Source organism: Novosphingopyxis iocasae (assembly GCF_014334095.1).
GTDB classification, from domain to species: domain Bacteria; phylum Pseudomonadota; class Alphaproteobacteria; order Sphingomonadales; family Sphingomonadaceae; genus Novosphingopyxis; species Novosphingopyxis iocasae.
In genome coordinates this window covers 971,863-990,675 of sequence record NZ_CP060495.1, presented here as the reverse complement: position 1 = coordinate 990,675, position 18,813 = coordinate 971,863, and the positions used below count along the sequence as shown (strand labels likewise).

Annotated in this window: 17 protein-coding genes; 13 read left to right on the top strand and 4 right to left on the bottom strand. The window is 62.3% G+C overall.

Features of this window, described 5'->3' with window-relative positions; translation table 11 throughout:
• Position 1 precedes the first annotated feature (1 nt).
• The 6 genes from H7X45_RS04675 (at position 2) to H7X45_RS04650 (ending at position 6,672) form a co-directional block, all read left to right on the top strand.
• The gene (locus tag H7X45_RS04675; RefSeq protein ID WP_187336376.1) at positions 2-622 is read left to right on the top strand and encodes a cytochrome b/b6 domain-containing protein; all 621 of its coding nucleotides are present in this window, start codon (positions 2-4) and stop codon (positions 620-622) included.
• A complete protein-coding gene (locus tag H7X45_RS04670) occupies positions 603-1,289 on the top strand; it encodes a response regulator transcription factor (protein WP_187336375.1) in 687 nt (228 codons plus the stop codon). The genes H7X45_RS04675 and H7X45_RS04670 overlap by 20 nt, the downstream gene beginning before the upstream one ends.
• Positions 1,276-2,622: a HAMP domain-containing sensor histidine kinase gene (locus H7X45_RS04665; protein WP_246449681.1), complete on the top strand. Its 1,347-nt coding sequence runs from the start codon at positions 1,276-1,278 to the stop codon at positions 2,620-2,622. The genes H7X45_RS04670 and H7X45_RS04665 overlap by 14 nt, the downstream gene beginning before the upstream one ends.
• 120 nt (positions 2,623-2,742) lie before the next feature.
• Positions 2,743-4,980 carry a catalase/peroxidase HPI gene (katG, locus tag H7X45_RS04660; RefSeq protein ID WP_187336374.1) on the top strand — a complete coding sequence of 746 codons (2,238 nt, stop codon included), beginning with the start codon at positions 2,743-2,745 and terminating at the stop codon, positions 4,978-4,980.
• Between the two features lie 110 nt (positions 4,981-5,090).
• On the top strand, positions 5,091-5,792 hold the full coding sequence (locus H7X45_RS04655) for a VIT1/CCC1 transporter family protein (protein WP_187336373.1): 702 nt from the start codon (positions 5,091-5,093) through the stop codon (positions 5,790-5,792).
• Positions 5,793-6,234: 442 nt separating this feature from the next.
• Positions 6,235-6,672 (top strand): PA2169 family four-helix-bundle protein, encoded by a 438-nt coding sequence (locus tag H7X45_RS04650; protein ID WP_187336372.1) that lies wholly within the window; start codon positions 6,235-6,237, stop codon positions 6,670-6,672.
• A gap of 58 nt (positions 6,673-6,730) precedes the next feature.
• Here the strand turns inward: H7X45_RS04650 and H7X45_RS04645 are convergent, their stop codons facing one another.
• From H7X45_RS04645 to H7X45_RS04630, 4 genes are read right to left on the bottom strand one after another with little or no spacing between them, the layout of a single operon-like run.
• Complete coding sequence (locus H7X45_RS04645; protein ID WP_187336371.1) at positions 6,731-7,549, bottom strand: hydrolase 1, exosortase A system-associated; 819 nt, start codon at positions 7,547-7,549, stop codon at positions 6,731-6,733.
• A complete protein-coding gene (locus H7X45_RS04640) occupies positions 7,546-8,232 on the bottom strand; it encodes an alpha/beta hydrolase family protein (protein ID WP_246449679.1) in 687 nt (228 codons plus the stop codon). Before H7X45_RS04640 ends, H7X45_RS04645 begins: the two co-directional genes overlap by 4 nt.
• A complete protein-coding gene (locus H7X45_RS04635; protein ID WP_187336978.1) occupies positions 8,232-8,483 on the bottom strand; it encodes a phosphopantetheine-binding protein in 252 nt (83 codons plus the stop codon). Before H7X45_RS04635 ends, H7X45_RS04640 begins: the two co-directional genes overlap by 1 nt.
• 50 nt (positions 8,484-8,533) lie before the next feature.
• Positions 8,534-9,556 carry a GNAT family N-acetyltransferase gene (locus H7X45_RS04630; RefSeq protein WP_187336370.1) on the bottom strand — a complete coding sequence of 341 codons (1,023 nt, stop codon included), beginning with the start codon at positions 9,554-9,556 and terminating at the stop codon, positions 8,534-8,536.
• A 48-nt stretch (positions 9,557-9,604) separates the two neighbouring features.
• Between H7X45_RS04630 and H7X45_RS04625 the strand changes: the two genes are divergently transcribed.
• The 7 genes from H7X45_RS04625 to H7X45_RS04595 all read left to right on the top strand — a co-directional run bounded on the left by H7X45_RS04625 (position 9,605) and on the right by H7X45_RS04595 (position 18,775).
• Complete coding sequence (locus tag H7X45_RS04625; protein WP_187336369.1) at positions 9,605-11,104, top strand: acyl-CoA ligase (AMP-forming), exosortase A system-associated; 1,500 nt, start codon at positions 9,605-9,607, stop codon at positions 11,102-11,104.
• Positions 11,101-12,327 carry a pyridoxal-dependent decarboxylase, exosortase A system-associated gene (locus tag H7X45_RS04620; protein WP_187336368.1) on the top strand — a complete coding sequence of 409 codons (1,227 nt, stop codon included), beginning with the start codon at positions 11,101-11,103 and terminating at the stop codon, positions 12,325-12,327. Before H7X45_RS04625 ends, H7X45_RS04620 begins: the two co-directional genes overlap by 4 nt.
• A 188-nt stretch (positions 12,328-12,515) precedes the next feature.
• A complete protein-coding gene (locus H7X45_RS04615; RefSeq protein ID WP_187336367.1) occupies positions 12,516-13,154 on the top strand; it encodes an XrtA/PEP-CTERM system exopolysaccharide export protein in 639 nt (212 codons plus the stop codon).
• A 34-nt stretch (positions 13,155-13,188) separates the two neighbouring features.
• Positions 13,189-14,712, top strand: a complete 1,524-nt coding sequence (locus tag H7X45_RS04610; RefSeq protein WP_187336366.1) for an XrtA system polysaccharide chain length determinant — start codon at positions 13,189-13,191, stop codon at positions 14,710-14,712.
• Between the two features lie 11 nt (positions 14,713-14,723).
• Entirely contained in the window at positions 14,724-15,716 is a 993-nt protein-coding gene (locus tag H7X45_RS04605; protein WP_187336365.1) for an AAA family ATPase, read from the top strand.
• Entirely contained in the window at positions 15,713-17,422 is a 1,710-nt protein-coding gene (locus H7X45_RS04600; RefSeq protein ID WP_187336364.1) for a TonB-dependent receptor, read from the top strand. The genes H7X45_RS04605 and H7X45_RS04600 overlap by 4 nt, the downstream gene beginning before the upstream one ends.
• 21 nt (positions 17,423-17,443) lie before the next feature.
• A complete protein-coding gene (locus tag H7X45_RS04595; RefSeq protein ID WP_187336363.1) occupies positions 17,444-18,775 on the top strand; it encodes an XrtA/PEP-CTERM system-associated ATPase in 1,332 nt (443 codons plus the stop codon).
• Positions 18,776-18,813 lie beyond the last annotated feature (38 nt).

The following is an 18,813-nucleotide window of genomic DNA, read 5'->3' as shown; positions in this document are numbered from 1 at the left end:
GATGGAAGAGACCACTTCTCTGTTGCATCCGGCGGCCGATGTGCCGCCGGACTCAGCTTCGACGCGAAGCCACCGGATCAAGGTCTGGGATCCGCTGGTGCGTATCTTTCACTGGACCGTGGCGCTTGGGACCATCGCAAACCTGACGGTACTGCGTCATGTCGAGGACCCGCACATCATCATCGGCTATGTGATGGTCGCCGCATTGCTCATCCGGATTGGGTGGGGATTTGTCGCGAAAGGCCATGCACGGTTTTCAAGTTTCATTCCTGGGCCCAGATCACTCAAATCGTACCTTGCAGCGCTGATCAAGCGGCGCGAACCTCGCTATGTCGGCCACAACCCGGCCGGGGCTGTCATGATGCTTGGCCTCATGGCGCTCATCGCGGGCATGGGCGTGACCGGATGGATGATGGGCAGCGACCAGTTCTGGGGTGAGCCGTGGGTCGAAGAGGTGCATGAAACGCTGGCCAATATCATTGTCGCAGCAGCCATCATCCATGTGCTAGCCGCGGTAATCGAAAGCGTGCGGCACCGGGAAAACATGCCATGGTCGATGATAACAGGCTACAAGCGGCCCGCTAACGGATCGGATGTGGACAATGCGCCTGTTACTGGTTGAGGACAATAGTCGCTTGGCCTCCCTGGTAAGGGATGGACTCGAACGCCAGGGTTTCGCAGTCGATTGGTGCGAAACCCTGGACGGCGCAAACGATGCATACGAAACCTACGACTATGACCTTATCGTACTTGACCTTGGACTTCCGGACGGGGACGGGCTGCAATTTGTCAGCGGATTGCGGGCGCGCAAGAGCCATGTTCCGGTACTTGTTCTGACTGCGCGCAGCGGTCTGGATGATCGTATTCTCGGGCTTGATGCAGGAGCCGATGACTACGTCGTCAAGCCCTTCCACCTTCCGGAGCTGGCAGCACGCTGCCGAGCCCTGCTTCGCCGACCGGGCCATACGCTCGAAGCGGTGTTGACGCTGGCCAATGTTTCGCTCTTCCCATCGGAGCGGGCTGTCAAAGTAGATGGAAAAGCAGCGGAACTTTCTCCGAGAGAAATCGATCTCCTTGAAATTCTCCTGCGCAGAGTGGGACACGTGGTGGCGAAGCAGTCGATAGAAAGCGCCCTTTATTCCATGGACGCCGACATCACTCCGAACGCGATGGAAGCTGCGGTGTCGCGATTGCGGCGGCATTTGAAGGAAGCGGGTGCCGAGGTTCAGATCAAGACAGTGCACGGGGTGGGCTATGCCATCTTCGAGACCGACTTTGCCAAAGGCTGACCACACCTTGCTCGGCCGGACGAGCAAACGACCGACGCTGTTTCGCCAGATTGCCACCCGATTGGCGCTTTTTACCCTTGTCTTTGCCCTGCTCGACATTGCGATCGTTATCACGACATACAGTAGGCAACCGCAATCGCTCGCCGAAGAGCTGCTCACCATGGAGGCAGCCAAGGCCAGCAATTCGGGCGCGGCAGAAACCAATCTGCTCGCGGGTCCGCCGGGCGCATCGAGGTGGTTCGCCAGCTACTTGGCGAGCGACAGTGTTCCTGCACCTTCCGCCTCGGTCCATCAGTCTCCTGTCAAAGGGGATTTGATGGACTGGACCAGACGCGAAAAGCTAGCGGAAGGGTACAGGATTTCCGGAGTACGGACAGTCACCATTGATGGCGAGCGCAAGTGGCTCTTCATGCAATTCGAAGGAAGTGGCATCCGGCCTTACGTACCGGTGATTGCGAATGAACTCTTGCAGCACGTCGCATTGCCCCTGGTCCCGCTTTCGCTGCTCATGCTCCTTTTCAATGTACTCGCCGTGCGGCGGGTGCTCGCGCCTCTCAGAGAAGCGGAAACGCAGGTCGATCAGCTCGATCCCGAGAACATGTCGCTGAGGATTGCCGAACCATCGCAACCGCGCGAAGTCGCAACCCTTGTCAGCGCGGTAAATAGGGCTCTGGCACGCCTCGAACTCGCCATGGGCACGCTGCGTTCATTCACCGCAAATGCCGCGCACGAGTTGCGGACACCACTTTCTATTATGCAACTTTCGCTCGCGGAGCTTCCCCAAGGCGAACAAAGGCAGCAATTGTTGCGTGACAATGCCCAGATGAGCCGGCTGGTGAACCAGCTACTCGATTTGGCACAGGCCGATGCCAGTACGCTTGATCTGGGTGACCGGATTGACCTTGCGGAGATAGCCCAGCGTGCAGTTAGCCAGCTGGCACCGCTCGCGCTTGGAAAGGGACAGGACATCAGCTTCGAAGATTTCGGCAATGCAAAAATTCATGGCCACGATGAGGCGATTTACCGCGTGCTGCGCAACCTAATCGAGAACGCCATTTATCACGGGAGCGGCAATAAACCGATCGAGGTACGGGCCGGGCCCGGCCCCCAGGTGTCGATCCGTGATCACGGGCCCGGCATATGCGAAGAGGACATTCCGTTCATTTTCGACAGATTTTGGCGCAAGAATCGTCAGAATCAGGAGGGATCGGGCCTCGGTCTCGGCATTGTTCATCGCCTGGTCGAAGTCCACGGCGGCACTATCGAGCTCGAAACGCCTCCCGATGGCGGCGCTCAGTTCACCGTGTCGTTTCCGGGGGCCGATCAAGTCTAATTCTTGATCTGGCAATCTCACCGTCAGGTCGTCGTCAGGAATCCGGTGGATGATTGCTTCTCGTGGCAATGAAGTCTGGGGTGATGATTCGCTTCCAGACAGGTTCAGGGGGAGAATTCAATGCGCGCCAAGTCGAAAAAGTTAGCCATTCTGCTGACCGCAAGCGTGGCAGCTATCGGCCTTCCGCCTGCGGTACTTGCGCAAGACTCGGCGCCTCCCGAGCAAAGCAAAAGCATGACGAACCAGGACTGGTGGCCGGAACGTCTCGACCTCAGCCCGCTACGTCAGGAGTCGCCCGAATCAAACCCCTACGGGCCCAACTTTGATTATGTTGCGCAGTTCAATTCGCTCGACCTCGATGCCGTCAAAGCGGACATTGCCGCGACCCTGACCACTTCCCAGCCATGGTGGCCGGCAGACTACGGGAACTATGGCCCGTTCTTCATTCGCATGGCGTGGCACAGTGCGGGGACCTATCGTGTGTCTGACGGAAGAGGGGGAGCTGGCGGCGGGCAGCAGCGTTTCGAGCCGCTCAACAGCTGGCCCGACAACGTCAACCTCGACAAGGCACGGCGCCTCCTGTGGCCCATCAAGCAGAAATACGGACGCAAGATCTCGTGGGCGGACCTGATGGCGCTGACAGGGACCGTCGCGCTTGAACAGATGGGCTTCAAGATGATCGGCTTCGCAGGTGGACGCGTAGACGACTGGGAGCCGGACAATGTCTATTGGGGCCCTGAACGCAAGATGCTTGCCGACCAACGCCGCGACGGGAGCGGTACGATCGAACGGCCTCTCGCCGCCGTCCAGATGGGTCTCATCTACGTCAATCCGGAAGGCCCCAACGGCGTCCCCGACCCCGTCGCGGCTGCGAAGGACATTCGCCAGACATTCGGTCGCATGGCGATGGATGATGAAGAGACAGTCGCACTGATCGCCGGCGGTCATACTTTCGGCAAGGCGCACGGAGCCCATGATCCCGGCAAGTGCGTCGGCGCAGACCCTTCAAGCGCTCCCGTGGAACAGCAGGCAATTGGCTGGCAGAACTCCTGCGGCAAAGGCAATGCCGAAGACACGGTCAGCAGCGGACTTGAGGGTGCCTGGACCTCCAATCCGGTCGCGTTTACGAGCGATTACCTCAACAATCTGTTCGCATTCGATTGGGTCCAGACCCGGAGCCCGGCGGGTGCGGTACAGTGGGTGCCGGCCAACGGGGGCGGCGCAGGCATGGTTCCTGACGCCCACCGCCCAGGTGTGCAGCATCAGCCCATCATGTTCACCACCGATCTTTCGTTGAAGGAGGATCCGGCCTTCAGGGAAATTGCCCTTCGGTTCCAGCGGAACCCGCAGTTGTTCGCGGATGCTTTTGCGCGAGCCTGGTTCAAGCTGACCCATCGCGATATGGGACCGAGTTCGCGCTATCTCGGGAAGGATGTACCGAAGGTTCAGTTCGCCTGGCAGGATCCCCTGCCCAAGGCCAACTACGCGACTATCAGCGACGCGGATATTGCACTGCTCAAATCGCGAATTCTCGCTTCCGGTTTGTCCGTGCCCGACTTAGTCCGAACCGCATGGGCGTCGGCCGCCACCTATCGCAGTACGGACCTTCGCGGTGGTGCGAACGGCGCGCGCATCCGGCTTGAGCCGCAAATCCGCTGGCTGGTAAACGATCCTGAGCGGCTCAAGCCGGTTCTCGACAAGCTGGCCGGGATTCGTGACCAGTTCAACCGCCAGCGACGCGATGGCAAGCAGGTCTCACTCGCAGACCTGATCGTCCTTGGAGGCAGCGTTGGTATCGAGGAGGCCGCTCGAAAGGCCGGGGTTGATGCGCAAGTGCCCTTCAGACCTGGAAGAGTGGATGCGACCCAGGACCAGACAGATGCAGCATCGTTTGCAGTGTTGGAGCCCAAGGCCGACGGCTTCCGCAACTACTTCGCTGCCGATAGCAGCGGCACGCCTGCTGAACAGCTCGTCGAGCGCGCCGATCTGCTCGATCTGACCGTTCCCCAGATGACAGTGTTGGTCGGAGGAATGCGAGCACTCGATGCCAACTCTGGCGGATCGCAAAACGGCGTCCTCACCACGCGCCCTGGAGTTCTGACGAACGATTTCTTCGTGAACCTCCTCGACATGTCGACCATCTGGTCGAAATCGAGCACGAACCCCGGCATATATGAAGGGAAGGATCGCTCCAGCGGCGCAGTCCGATGGACCGCGACACCGGTCGATCTGGCCTTTGGTGCCAATTCGGAATTGCGCGCGGTGGCAGAAGCCTATGCTTCGGACGATGGCCGCGACCAGTTCGTTCACGACTTCATTGCGGCGTGGACAGATGTGATGGAGCGCGATCTTCCCTGATACAGCAACAACCAGCTTCGGAAGCATGGCAACTGCCCCCTAACTGCCCCGTTGCCATGCTTCCGGAGATCCCGTAGGATCAACAAAGGCGCATTAAACAAGGATTGCCATTGAGCCGTTTTCATTTGCATAGTGAACAGCATCTTGTTTCCCGAATAGGCTGGCTCCGCGCGGCCGTCCTGGGCGCCAATGATGGCATTGTCTCAACGGCAAGTCTTATCATAGGAGTGGCTGCAGCAAGTGCTGGGCGAAGCGAAGTGCTTGTAGCAGGCACGGCTGGCCTCGTTGCGGGCGCAATGTCCATGGCAGCTGGAGAATATGTGTCGGTCAGTTCACAAGCCGACACCGAAGCTGCAGATCTCGATAGGGAAAAGCGAGAACTCGAGGCCAATCCCGAGGCCGAATTGGCCGAACTTGCTACAATCTATGAGCGTCGCGGGCTTTCACCTTCGCTGGCGAGGCAAGTCGCTACGGAACTTTCGCAAGAGGACGCGTTGGCGGCGCATACAAGGGACGAACTCGGAATCATCGACCATAGTATCGCCAGACCTGTCCAGGCCGCCTTGACCTCGGCCATAACCTTCACGGTCGGGGCTGCGCTACCGCTTGCTCTGGTTGCGATCATACCGGTTGCGAGACTCGTGCCCGCAGTTGCAATCGCATCGCTGATCTTCCTCGGGGTTCTCGGTGCGATCGGTGCAAGAGCTGGCGGTGCACCAATCGCGCGTGCGACGCTTCGCGTCACATTCTGGGGGGCTTTGGCCATGGCGGCGACTGCCGGAATCGGGAGCCTGGTTGGAGCGGTGGTCTAAGACCTGACTGCTCGATCATCCCTATCGACAGCTAACAAACCATCTCGATCCATAAGCGGACGTTCCGCTCCCGGCCCAACTTCCGCCGTTCAATGAGGCGGTTGAGCTGCCAATTTTCGAACATTAGTCGGCCGATCGCACCCTTGTAACGGTTTGGCGCAAATTCGGGATTCTGGGGGTATCGGTGGGGGTATTTTCCAAGAGTTGGGCGGAAAAAACGAGCAATGTCAGAACGTTATATGTTCGCTATATGTTCCTCCTCCGCTACCAACAGAACCCCGGATTTCGGCCGATATCCGGGGTATTTTTGTGCCTGACGATGACCGCTTCGGGTCTTTCCCCCCTAAGTTCCTTCACTTGATTTTTATCAGATTAGTAGCTGCGCCTGCATCCATTGCGCGCTGCACCCGTTTGCCAAGCTCCCACAGTATGGAGATTTGACATGGCCGATGGACTTTCGCTTCTTGAAACCCTCACCGACACCGCGATCGACAGCGCGCTTGGTTATGAAAAGGCGGCTGAGAAGGCCACCAACGCCGGCCTTAAAGGCACGCTGACTTCGCAGGCGTCCAAGCGTCGCAACACGGTTGAGGCGCTCAATGCAGAAATTCGCCGTCTTGGCGGCGAGGCCCGCACCAATGGCAGCACCGCAGGCGCTGCGCATCGCGCCTTTACTACCCTTGCAGATGCCTTCGGTGATTCGAACGAGCGCGCCGCCGAGCGTGTTGAAGAGGGCGAGGACTATATTGAGAAGAAGTTCCGCGAAGCGCTCGACAAGGATGATTTCACGCCGGAAACGCGCGCCGTTGTGCAAAACGCCCACCGTGAAATCAGCGAAGGCGAAAAGTTGACCGATCGACTGGAAGAGCAGTTCGACTGATCGGACTACCGAAAATGCAATGCGCCCGTCGGTTCTGCGTGGACCGGCGGGCGTTTTTTCATTCTGCCAAAGCCGCCAGCAACTGGTCTCGCAGCCATCTTTGTGCGGCATCGTCCGAAAAACTGTGTGAGTTGGTCCGATGTTCGATCAGCCGGATGCGCGGATTCGCACGTGCTTTTACGAAGGCGGCGGATTTCCAGGCGTCCTGAAAGGCGAGCGCCGTGGCATCGCCTTTCGCGATCAGAATATCGGTAGGCTTAGTCCGCTCGGCTATGGCGGCAGCGGCACGGTCCGCGAGGGCGGATGGCGGCTCGGGCGTACGCAAGCGCGATAGGCCGCGCGCGAACTTTTTGAGGTCGATAGCGCCGCCAAACAGATCGCGCGCGAGGCGACCAGGGTTTTTGAGCCGGGCGATGTACCGCGCCCGGATTGCGGCGCTGGAGGGCAAGGCGTCAGCCTCTCCCTCCTCACCATCGTCTGCAGCTTCGATCAGCCAAGGATTGGCGATGACCAGCCGGTCGATATCGGTTTGCGTGAAGAGCAAGGTGGTGGCGGCGTCACAATTGCCGAAGCCGACGATGCGGCTCAGCTGCGGTGCCTCCCGGCGGAATGCGGCGAGCGCGGCCTTCAATGGCTCGCCGCCATGCAGGAAGCCGCGATTATCCCCTTCGCTGTCACCGATGCCGGGCCGATCGTAACGAAAGGCGGGATAACCCTGGACTGCAGCCCAGGCGGCGAGGCGCGACTGGTTGGCATGGCCGCCCGCGCGGATTTCATTGCCCCCGCTCACGATCAGCAGGCCGGTTTTTCCATCCGCCTCATCGAGCGTCGCGGCCAGCCGGTCGTCACCGCAGGCGAACGAGACGAACCGCCTCATGCCAGCAGTTCCGCCAGATCGTCCGCAATGGCCTGCGCCATGGCGGCGTCCTCGCCCGGCTCGGCGCGCAGCCAGAGCGCGGAGCCGGTGATTGCGCCTTCGCCTTGGCCGGGCTTCACTTCGCGTGCGGGCACCTCCGCTGGACGGGCAGCGTCGAGTTCTGCGACCATCGCAGGGCCAAGCCAATTGCCGGCAAGCTCGATCGGCGCAGAGCTGGCCTGCTCCATCAGTTCGCCGGCGGTCACGATGCGTCCGTCCTCCCGCTCGCCCGCTATACGGGTGCGCAGCAGCGTCTTGAGCAGGCTGGATCCCTTTGCGGGCGACAGACGCCAGCGCAATTCTGCTGACGCTCCGTCGTCGATCAGACAGCCGCCGCGCACCGAGGCGATGCAGCGCGGCTGTATCTGGCCCGCCGCCGCTGCAACGGCCTCGCGCCAGCGCGTTAGGCTCTGTTCTTCCAGCGGCGCCAGGCTTTCATTGGCACCCGGCAGGTCCATGAGCGTGCTCGCAATGTCGCGCACAGCCAGCGCGTGCATGGCCAGCACCAGCGTGCGGCGCATACGGTTCATCTCGTCGAACAGCGGCGGCACGAACAGGATGGCGGGATCGCCGCTGCCGATGGTCAGCAGCTGCTCGGCCCGCCCGTCGAAATGATAGGAGAGGTGGCGCAGCGCGCCGGGCATCAGTCCTGCTTCGCCTCGGCGAAAGCGACCAGATTGCCGAAGGTTTCGAAGATTTCCGCGTCGACGTCATCGTCGTCGATCTCGATATCCAGGCGGTCTTCCAGCTCGGTCAGGAGCCCGGCAACGGCCATCGAATCGAGCTCCGGAATTGCCCCGAAAAGCTCCGTATCCGCATCGAAATGCGCGACGCGCTCTGCGTCCAGGCCGAGTACGTCGACCAGCACGGAACGAACCGCCAGATCGGCTTGCATATTCTCTGCCACCAGCTCGAAATCCCCTGAATTAAGCGCTCACGCCGCCCCTAGACGCTGCTGCGCCGCCGCACAAGCTGTGCGAGCTTTGCTCTGGCGAGGCCTGCCCAGTTGGCGGGATGGCCGGGCCGCCTCGCGATCAATCGGAAACGCGGGCGTATTTCCTCCATCCAGTCGCGCTTATAGGCGTCCGATCCGGTCCCGTAATCGACCAGATCGACACCGTCCTGTTCGATCACATGGCGGAACAAGGCGTGGGTCAGCAGCGTGCCGGCGGATGCCTTGGCATAGCGCTCATCATAAGCCAGCTTGTGGATCAGCGCTTCGCCATGCTCCGAAGTCCAGAACTGCGCGGCGACGCACTGCCCGTCGATATAGGCAAGGCCGAGGCGCAGCGATCCGCCCGCGCCTTCGCTTTGGGCCAGTCCCTTCAGGAAGTCTGGGCTACCCTCTTCGGGTTTCCAGCTGCGTGCATAGACCGTCTGATAATCATTCCATGCGGCTTCGTCATAGTGGTCGAGGATGCGGATTTTGACCGCACCGGACTTGCCCTTGCGTTTGACGGTGCTGCGCAGGCGGCCGGGACGGGCGGCCCAATACTCCTCGAAACCGCGGCCCTTCAGGCGCAGGATGTGGTTTTCGTCGCATTGCTCCACGGTCACGTGCCAGCCTTCGGCGGCCAGAGCGACGCGCAGATCCTGCGCATCGCCTTCTGCGAGCGGCGAAAGCGTGACGGCGCGGGCTTGCTTCCCAAGCGCGCGGGCCGCGGCGCGCATCAGCAGATCACGCTCGATCGCGCCGGGCGCGCCTGTAAATACGGGCGACCAGCGGAAGCTATACCAGTTCGACAGCGCTTTGAGATCGCCTGGGCTTTCCTCCACTAGCGGCAGCCAGAGTTCGGTCTCCCACTCGGCCACGCGGAGCAGCTTCAGCGCCTTGTCTGCGAAGGCGGCGGCGTGGAGCGGGGCGAGATATTCGGCGCGGTCGAACAGGCGCGCCTGGCTCGCCCGGGCAAAGGCACGGGCGGCGCTCGCCTCGGCAAAATTATCGTGATATTCACCTTTCGAAGTCACCACATCCGCCCAATCCCGTTGTTTCAGCGAGTGAGACTTTACCACTTCATGCCGCATCCCGCCGTCCTTCCGCTTGATCATCTGGCGCTTCGCGGCAGGCGCGACGCACCGGCCTTGCGCCTGCGTGGCGGCACGATTAACCACGAGGCGTTAAATCTCCGTATCGGCAGGCTCGCTGCTTGGCTGCTGGCGCAAGGCTTGGTGGCGGGGGACCGCGCGGCGAGCTGGATGGGAAAGACGGAGATCGCCTGCCTGATGCCCTTGGCTGCAGCGCGCGCGGGGTTAGTCCACGTGCCGGTCAATCCGCTGCTGAAGCGCGCACAGGTCGCACACATCCTCTCCGACAGCGGTGCGCGGCTGCTGATCGCGGGCAAGGCGCGGCTCGGGACGCTGGAGCCTGACGACCTTTCGGACGCGAAGGCGATAGACGAGCATGAAGCGGAAGCGGCGCTCGATGCTGGCGAGGCCATGGAGCCTTCGCCGGAGAGCCGCGACACGGACGATCTCGCCGCTATCCTCTATACCTCCGGATCGACTGGTCGCCCCAAGGGTGTGATGCTCAGCCACGCCAATATGTGGCTGGGCGCGCTGAGCGTGGCGGAATATCTGAAGCTCGCCGATGACGACGTGACGCTTGCCGTGCTGCCGCTGAGCTTCGATTATGGACAGAATCAGCTGCTCAGCACCTGGGCGGCGGGCGGATCGGTCGTGCCGCTCGATTATCTGACGCCCAAGGACGTGGTAAAGGCTTGTGCGAAGCATGGTGTCACAACACTCGCCGCGGTGCCGCCATTATGGGTGCAGCTGGTTGAGCAGGCCTGGACCGAAGAGGCGGCAGCGCCGATGCGGCGGCTGACGAACAGCGGGGGTGCGCTGACGCCCGGGCTGGTCGCGAAGCTCCGCGGGATTTTTCCGGACGCCGATCTCTATGCGATGTACGGCCTCACCGAAGCGTTCCGATCGACCTATCTCGATCCGGCGCTGATCGACGGCAATCCGACATCGATGGGCAAGGCCATTCCGCATGCCGAAATCATGGTGGTGGCGCCGGACGGTTCCGAAGCCGCGCCCGATGCACCGGGAGAACTGGTGCATGCCGGGCCGCTCGTTGCGCAGGGTTACTGGCGCGATGCCGAACGGACGGCGCAGCGCTTCAAGCCTGCGCCCGCCTTTTCGCGCTATGGCGGCACCGCCGTCTGGTCCGGCGATACGGTGAAGCGCGGGGCTGACGGCCTGCTGTATTTCGTGGGCCGCGACGATGCGATGATTAAGACGAGCGGGAACCGCGTGTCTCCGCAGGAGATCGAGGAGGCCGCCGACACCAGCGATGCGGTGAACGAAAGCTGCGCCATGGGCCGAAAGGACGCGGCGCTTGGCGAAGCGATCGTGCTGTTCGCGCGCGGTTCCGGGGACGAGGCGGCTTTGCGCATGCATCTGAAAGCGACGCTTCCCAACTTCATGCAGCCGGCGGAGATCATCTGGCTGGACCAATTCCCGAAGAACGCAAACGGCAAGATCGACCGTACCGCGCTGAAGGACCAGCTATGAAACCGATCGGCCCGATCCCACCCGGATGGGTGGCGCTGGACGGCGTGCTCTCGGTTGATGGCGCAAAGCTCACCGATGTGGCGGCTGATGCGGGCGAGACGCCGCTGTTCGTTTATTCGCGCGCGTTGCTGACGCGGAAATTCGAGGACCTTCGGGCCGCGATGCCGGGGCGGCTCGCGATCCATTATGCCATGAAGGCCAATCCGTTCGGTCCGCTGCTGCAGCATATGAATGGCCTGGTCGACGGCTTCGATATCGCCAGCGGCGGCGAACTGGAATTGGCGCTGGCCGCCGGTGTCGATCCCGCCCGCATCAGCTTTGCGGGACCGGGCAAGCGCGATCGCGAGCTGGAAGCGGCCATTCGCCATGGCGTGACCCTCAATTGCGAGTCCGAAGGCGAGGCGGATCGCGCGCTCGCCATCGCGGATCGGTTGGGCAAGACGCTCAGGATTGCGATCCGCGTGAATCCCAGCTTCGATCTTAAGGGATCGGGCATGAAAATGGGCGGCGGTGCCAAACAATTCGGGATCGACGAAGGCCGCGTCCCCGACCTTGTACGCCGCTTGATCGAAGCGGGCGCGGACTGGCGCGGTTTTCACATTTATGCGGGCAGCCAGGCGCTGAAGGCCGAGGCGCTGATCGAGACGCAAGGGCAAACGATCGCGCTGGCCGCCAGGCTGGCGGAAGAAGCCGGTGCGAACCCACCCCATGTCAATTTGGGCGGGGGCTTCGGCATTCCCTATTTTCCGGGCGATGTCGCGCTGGACACCGCCGCCGTGGGCGATGCGCTGGGCAAAGAGCTGGCGAATCTGCCCGCATCGCTGGCGGACACCCATTTCGCGATCGAATTGGGCCGTTATCTGGTGGGCGAGGCAGGGATATATCTCACCCGCATCATCGATCGGAAGGAAAGCCATGGCGAGATATTCCTGATCACCGATGGCGGGCTGCATCATCAGCTCGCCGCCAGCGGCAATTTTGGCACGGTCATCCGCCGCAACTATCCCGTCGGCGTCGCCAACCGCTTCGATGCGCCTGCGGATGAGGTACAGAGCGTGGTCGGGTGCCTTTGCACGCCGCTCGATCGCTTGAGCGACAGCGCAATGTTGCCCCGCGCCGATGTCGGTGATCTGGTCGCGATCTTCTGCGCTGGGGCCTATGGGGCCAGCGCCTCTCCGGCCAATTTCCTGGGGCAGGGTCCTGCGCGAGAGATGTTGATCTAAACGGCCGGTAGCGCCGCTGTATCAAATTGAACCATTGTAATCGGCTGCGCGGTTAAAGCGGCGATAATCGCGATGAGCGCCCGGCATATCATTCAATCCTAACGGTCTGTTCACCCTTTTCCGGCATGCCAGATGCGGAAATTTGTTCGCGCTCCATTTGGACGGCGCGCTTTAAGGTGAACGATCAAATGCGAAGCTCTGAAATCGCGAAGCTGGCGATGCTCTCCGGCCTCACTCTGCTCTCCGCCTGTGCGGGTGGACCGGCTGGGCCGCAGCTGCCGCCGGCAACCTATGTCTCAAAGACGGAAGCACCGAGCGCGCAATATGTGATCGGCCCGCTCGATGAATTGCAGATCTTCGTCTGGCGCAATCCGGAGCTGGGTGCGACGGTGCAGGTAAGGCCGGACGGGCGTATTACCACGCCGCTGATCACGGATCTGCCGGCCGTGGGCAAAACACCCAAGCAGCTGTCCGACGACATTAAGGTACGCCTTGCGGAATATATCAACGATCCCATCGTATCGGTGATCGTGAAGTCCTTCGCCGGCACGTTCAGCCAGCAGATCCGCATCGTTGGCGCGACGGAGAAGCCCGCCTCCATCCCCTACCGCGCGAACATGACGCTGCTCGATGCGATGATCGCGGTCGGCGGCCTCAGCGAATATGCGGCGGGCAACAAGGCGCGCCTCATCCGTGCGGACACGGACTCGGGCGTGCAGCGCGAATATTCGGTGCGGATCGACGATCTGCTGAAGCGCGGAGACAGCAAGGCGAACGTCCTGCTGCAGCCCGGCGATGTGATCATCATCCCCGAAAGCATGTTCTGAAGCGCGCCCCCTCCTCGATGAAGGATATCCAGCCTTGAACGGTCTCTACGACGAAATCCGCATCGCGCTGTACCGCGTCTGGAACCGGCGCTGGCTGGCGCTTGCCGTTGCCTGGGGTATATGTCTTCTGGGCTGGCTGGTAGTCGCGCTGATCCCCAACACTTATGCATCGGAGGCCAAGCTGTTCGTGGGGCAGCAGGCCATGCTGTCCATCAGCATGATCGACGATCGCAACGATCAGCGTCAGCAGATGGACCAAATCCAGCAGACGCTCCTGTCTGCGGACAATCTGGAAAAGGTGATCCGCGCCACCAAGCTGGGCGACAATATTTCCTCGGACCGGGAAATGGCGACCAAGATCGTCTCCCTGCGCGAGAATATCGAGGTTAAGTCGGATCAGCCGAATGTGTTCAACATCACGGTGAAGCAGTCCGGCGCGGGCCGCTCTGACGGCGAGGCGGCGGCACTGGCCCGCGATATCGCGCAGAAGATCATCGACATTTTCCAGGAGGAGAACATCGCCGGCGGTGCCGGGCGCACCAGCCAGGCGCTGCGCTTCTTGGATCAGCAGCTTGCCGATCGGCAAAAGGAATTGCAGGACGCAGAGCAGAAGCGCGTGGCGTTCGAGACGCAGAATCTCGGGCTTTTGCCGGGTGCCGGATCGGCCAGCCAGCAGCTCCTTTCCGCCCGCGCGGAGCTCAGCCAGATCGACAGCCAGCTGGCATCCGCGCAAAGCTCGCTCGCCGCGCTGAACGGCCAGCTTGCCGGTACGCCGGCCATGCTCTCCACGCCCAATCCCAGCGGCGGCGGCAGCCAGATTTCGCAGCTTCAGGGCCAGCTTGCTTCGGCAAGAGCGCGCGGATGGACGGACAGCCATCCGGATGTCATCGCGCTGAAGGAACAGATAGCGAGCCTGCGTGCTTCCGGTGCGGGCGAATCGGGCGGCGGCAGCTTCAAGACGCCGAACCCCGCTTACTCCTCGCTACAGTCGATGCAGGCCGAGCGGGCGGCGACCGTTTCGGCGCTGCGCGCGCGCAAATCCGCGCTGGAGGCTGATGTCAGCCGCCTGATCGGCAAGCAGTCCGCCGAACCCGGCGTACAGGCCGAATATGAGCGCATCAGCCAGGACTACGACGTCCTCAAGCAGCAATATGACAAGCTGCTGGCCGAGCGCGAGAATATGCGCCTGAAGGGTGAGGTCGAGGAAGAAACCGATCTCACGCAGTTCCGTGTGGTCAATCCGCCGAGCATGAGCCGTGTGCCCGCCGCGCCCAACCGTCCACTGCTCCTTGCAGCAGTATTGGTCGTGGGCCTCGCGGGCGGTGCTGGAGCGGCCTTTGCGCTGTCGCAGCTGCGCACCAGCTTCCCGACTGCCGGATCGCTGGAAAAGGCGAGCGGCCTGCCGGTCATCGGCTCGATCTCTGAAATGTTGACCGAGGCGCAGCGCGCCGCGCGCAAACGCAAGCTGAAGCTGTTCTTCGGGGGGACGGGGGCGCTGGCGGGCGTGTTCCTGCTGTTGATGATGGTTGAGTTCATCCAGCGCGGCACGGTCGCCTGAGGGGGATGGCAATGAGCAAGCATGATCCGATTCGCCGGCAGCCATCGCTGCTCGAACGCGCCGCCGAGGTTTATGATTTCGGCGCAGCCTTGCGGCGTCCGGAAGGAGCCCCGCTCGCGTCGCCCCAGGCGGAGCCCGAGCGCGAGTCCGAGGCTTCGCAATCCTTTGCTCCTCAGCCGCAGCGCCCTGCGCCGCAACCGGTGCCGATCCGCGAGACGATGGCGCCCGCTCCGCGCCAGCCCGGCTTCCATGTCGCAATCGATCGGGCGCGATTGCGCGAGAACAATCTGATCGTGCCCGAAGCCGCAGTCGGCATGCTCGTCGAGGAATTTCGCATCGTCAAACGCCAGCTGCTGCTGTCGGCGACGGGCGGCAAGGGCGTCGAGGCCTCTCCGCATGGCCGCCGCATCCTTGTCTGCTCGGCCAATCCGGACGAGGGCAAGACCTTCTGCGCCATCAACCTGGCGCTGGCGCTGGCCAATGAGCGCGACAACCGCGTGCTGCTGGTCGATGCCGATTTCGCGCGCCCCTCGATCCTGCCGACGCTCGGTATTCAGGATGACGAGGGCGAAGACGAAACGCTGCCCGGCTTGATGGACGCGTTGGCCGATCCCGCGCGGGACGTCGAGAGTCTGATTCTGGGCACCGATATTCCCGGCTTCACCATTCTGCCGTCGGGCATGCGGAGCAAATCGGACACCGAATATCTCGCTTCGAACCGAACCGAGACGGTGTTCCAGCGGCTCGAGGCGGCAGACCCCCATCGCATTGTGATCTTCGATAGCCCGCCGGCTCTCGCCGCCTCGCCCGCCAGCGTGCTCGCGCTACATGCCGGGCAGGTTCTGCTTGTCGTGAAGGCGGACGAGACCAGCGAAGCGGCGCTCCGCGATGCGATCGGTCTCTTGAGTGGCTGCGATGACATCAAGCTGCTGCTGAACGGGACGCAATTTTCTCCAACGGGCCGCAAATTCGGCTCCTATTATGGAAATGGAGGGCAGAAATGACTGTCCGTAAATGGCTTCTCGCCGGATTGTCCGTAACCGCACTGACCGCTCCCGCAGCTGCGCAGGATCATGGCGCGAGCTACGATGCGCCGCCGCCGCAGGAAGCGCCGCCGCTCCTGCCGCAGGATGTGCCGGGTGAGGTTCCACCCGCTGCCCGCGCAGGTGGCTCGGCTGTCCGCACCGATATCCAGCCCTATGTCGAGCTTAATCAGGTGGTCTTCACCGGAACGGGCGCGGACAGCGATGTTGTCACCTACACCACCGTTGCGGCGGGCGTGGAAGCACGCATCAGCCAGCGCCGCGTCGAGGCGGGGATCAGTGCCCGGTACGAACGGCTGATTACCTATGACGATAACACCGCCGACAGCGACTATCTGACCGGCCTTGCCGCTGGCAGCGTGCAGCTGGCCCGCGGCCTTTCGGTCGACGCCGGAGCACTGGCCGCGCGCAGCCGGATCAACGCCGGAGGCGCTGCGCCGAGCAATCTGGTCGGCAATCCAGCGAATACCAGCCAGATTTACTCCGTCTACGCCGGGCCGACGCTGGGCATCCAGACTGGCGGCGTCACCATCGGTGCGGCGTACCGCGCGGGCTATACCAAGGTGGAGGATGAGGGCATCGACCCTGCCTTTGCCGGTGTGGGCGCGGTGCCCTTTGATGAAAATACCAGCCATTCGGTCACTGCTTCAGTCGGCCAGCAGCCGGGCGGATATCTGCCGGTGGGCTGGTCGGTCGGCGGCGGGTACGAACGGGCCGACGGCGGGGCGCTCGATAACCGTTTTGAGGACTATTACGGCAGGGTCGATCTTACCGTGCCAGTCAGCCCGACCCTCGCAGCCGTGGGCGGCGCGGGCTATGAGCGCATCCGTATTTCCGAACGCGACGTCGTGCGGGCAGCGGACGGTACGCCGATCACGGGCGATGACGGACGCCTCGTGGTCGATAAATCCAGCCCGCGGCTTCTTGCTTATGAGCAGGACGGGTTCATCTGGGATGTCGGCGTGATGTGGCGGCCGAGCCGCCGTACCTCTCTCGAGGCCCGTTTCGGCCAGCGTTACGGCAGCGAGATCCTGACGGGCAGCTTCTCTTGGCAGCTTGACGATCGCTCCGCCGTAGGCATCGCCGTTTATGACACGGTCACCAATTACGGCAGCCTGCTACGCAACCGTCTGGGCGGCCTGACCCCTGATTTCCAGGCCTACAGCAACCCGCTGACCGGAGACATCGGCAGCTGCGGGTTCACCAGCAAGGGCGGCATCTGTTTCGACGATGTGCTGCAGTCCGCAGACGGCGCCGCCTTCCGCTCGCGCGGCGTGACGGCGAGCTATTCGACCGACATGTCCGGATGGAAGACCGGCATCGCGCTCGGTTACAACCGGCGTACCTTCCTGACGGCGAATGATGGCGTTCAGGCGCAGATCGACGGCATCTCGGACCAGAATTATTTCGCCAACGTCTTCGTCGCGCGTGATCTGGACGAGCTGTCCAGCGTCACCGCCAATCTTTACGCGAATTATTATGATCCGGGCTATGTCGGCGGGGAAGTGTTCGCGGTGGGTGCCAATGCCGGTTACAATCGCAGCCTGTGGCGCGGGCTGGATGCCACGGCAGCCCTCGGCGTGGATTATTTCGATACGAACGATTTCAGTCTGAATAACGAAGATGTCACCGCCTCGGCCCTTTTGGGTCTGCGGTACAGCTTCTGAGCGGCGGGGAGAGGACAGCAAATGTACGATCAATATTATGAGCTTAGCGGCAGGCCCTTTCAGCTCACCCCCGATCCACGTTTTTACTTCGAAAGCGGGACGCACCGAAAGGCGCTCAGCTATCTCGGTTACGGCCTGGCGCAGGGCGAGGGGTTCATCGTCATCACCGGCGAAATCGGCGCGGGCAAGACCACGCTGGTGCGGCATCTTATGGAAACAGTGGACCCCGGCCGGCTGACAGCCGCCAATATCGTCACGACGCAGCTGCAAGGCGGCGATCTGCTCCATATGGTCGCCGAAGCTTTCGGCGTCGCGGTGGCGGGCGATGCCAAGAGTGATGCGCTGAGCGCGATCGAGCAGTTCCTCCATGCCGAGGCGCGCCAAGGCCGCCGCTGCCTGCTGGTGGTGGACGAAGCGCAGAACCTGCCCACGGCAACGCTGGAGGAGCTACGCATGCTCTCCAACTTTCAGCTGGGCAATCAGGCGCTGCTGCAGATTTTCCTGCTAGGCCAGCCCGAATTTCGTGACCAGCTGAAGACCGATCCTGGGCTGGAGCAGCTGCGCCAGCGCGTCATCGCGACGCATCATCTGGAGGCGATGCAGCCTGAGGAGATGGAGCCCTATATTCTGCACCGCCTGGGCAAGGTGGGCTGGAACGGGCGCCCCGACTTCACGATGGAAGCGATCGACAAGCTTTACGAGGCGAGCGGCGGCGTGCCGCGCAAGCTCAATTCGCTGATGACGCGTGTCCTTCTGATGGGCGCGGTAGAGAAGATCGATCGGATCGAGGTTGGGCTGATCGAAGACGTGTTGGCCGACATCGAAGGCGACCGCGAGGTGCCCGTACAGATCGCGGTGCCCGCCACGCCGGCTGAAGCGCCTGGTGCAGAGGATACGCAAGCCGGTGGGCCAGAGCAAACATTGCAGGCCACTCCTGACACGGCCGAACCGGACCCTGCGCCAATGATGACGGAAGCCACTGCTGAAATGGCCGCTGTTGAAGAAGACGAGCCGGAGGCGGAAGTGGCACCCATGGAAAACATTTCCAATTCGATTGTGATCGAAGAGGACGAGCCGGACGCAAAGCCGGAAGATGAGCAGGCCGAGGAGAGCCGTCCGGTGGTCCACGGTTTCTTCCGGCCCGGCACCACGCCCCCCGTTTTCGAAACCGTGCCTGACAGCGCGCCACACAGCGAAGCGACGGACGACGACCGCGTTGCCGAACTGGCCGAGCAGATTGAACGTTTGGAAGAGCGGATTGACACTCAGGAAGCCACGATCAAGCGGCTCGTCGCGATGCTGCTGGACCATGTCGAGCGCGGCGATGAGCTGACCGCCCGCCGCGCCGCCTGAACGGCCAGCCCCAATCGTGAAGCAGGGTCCGATCCTTC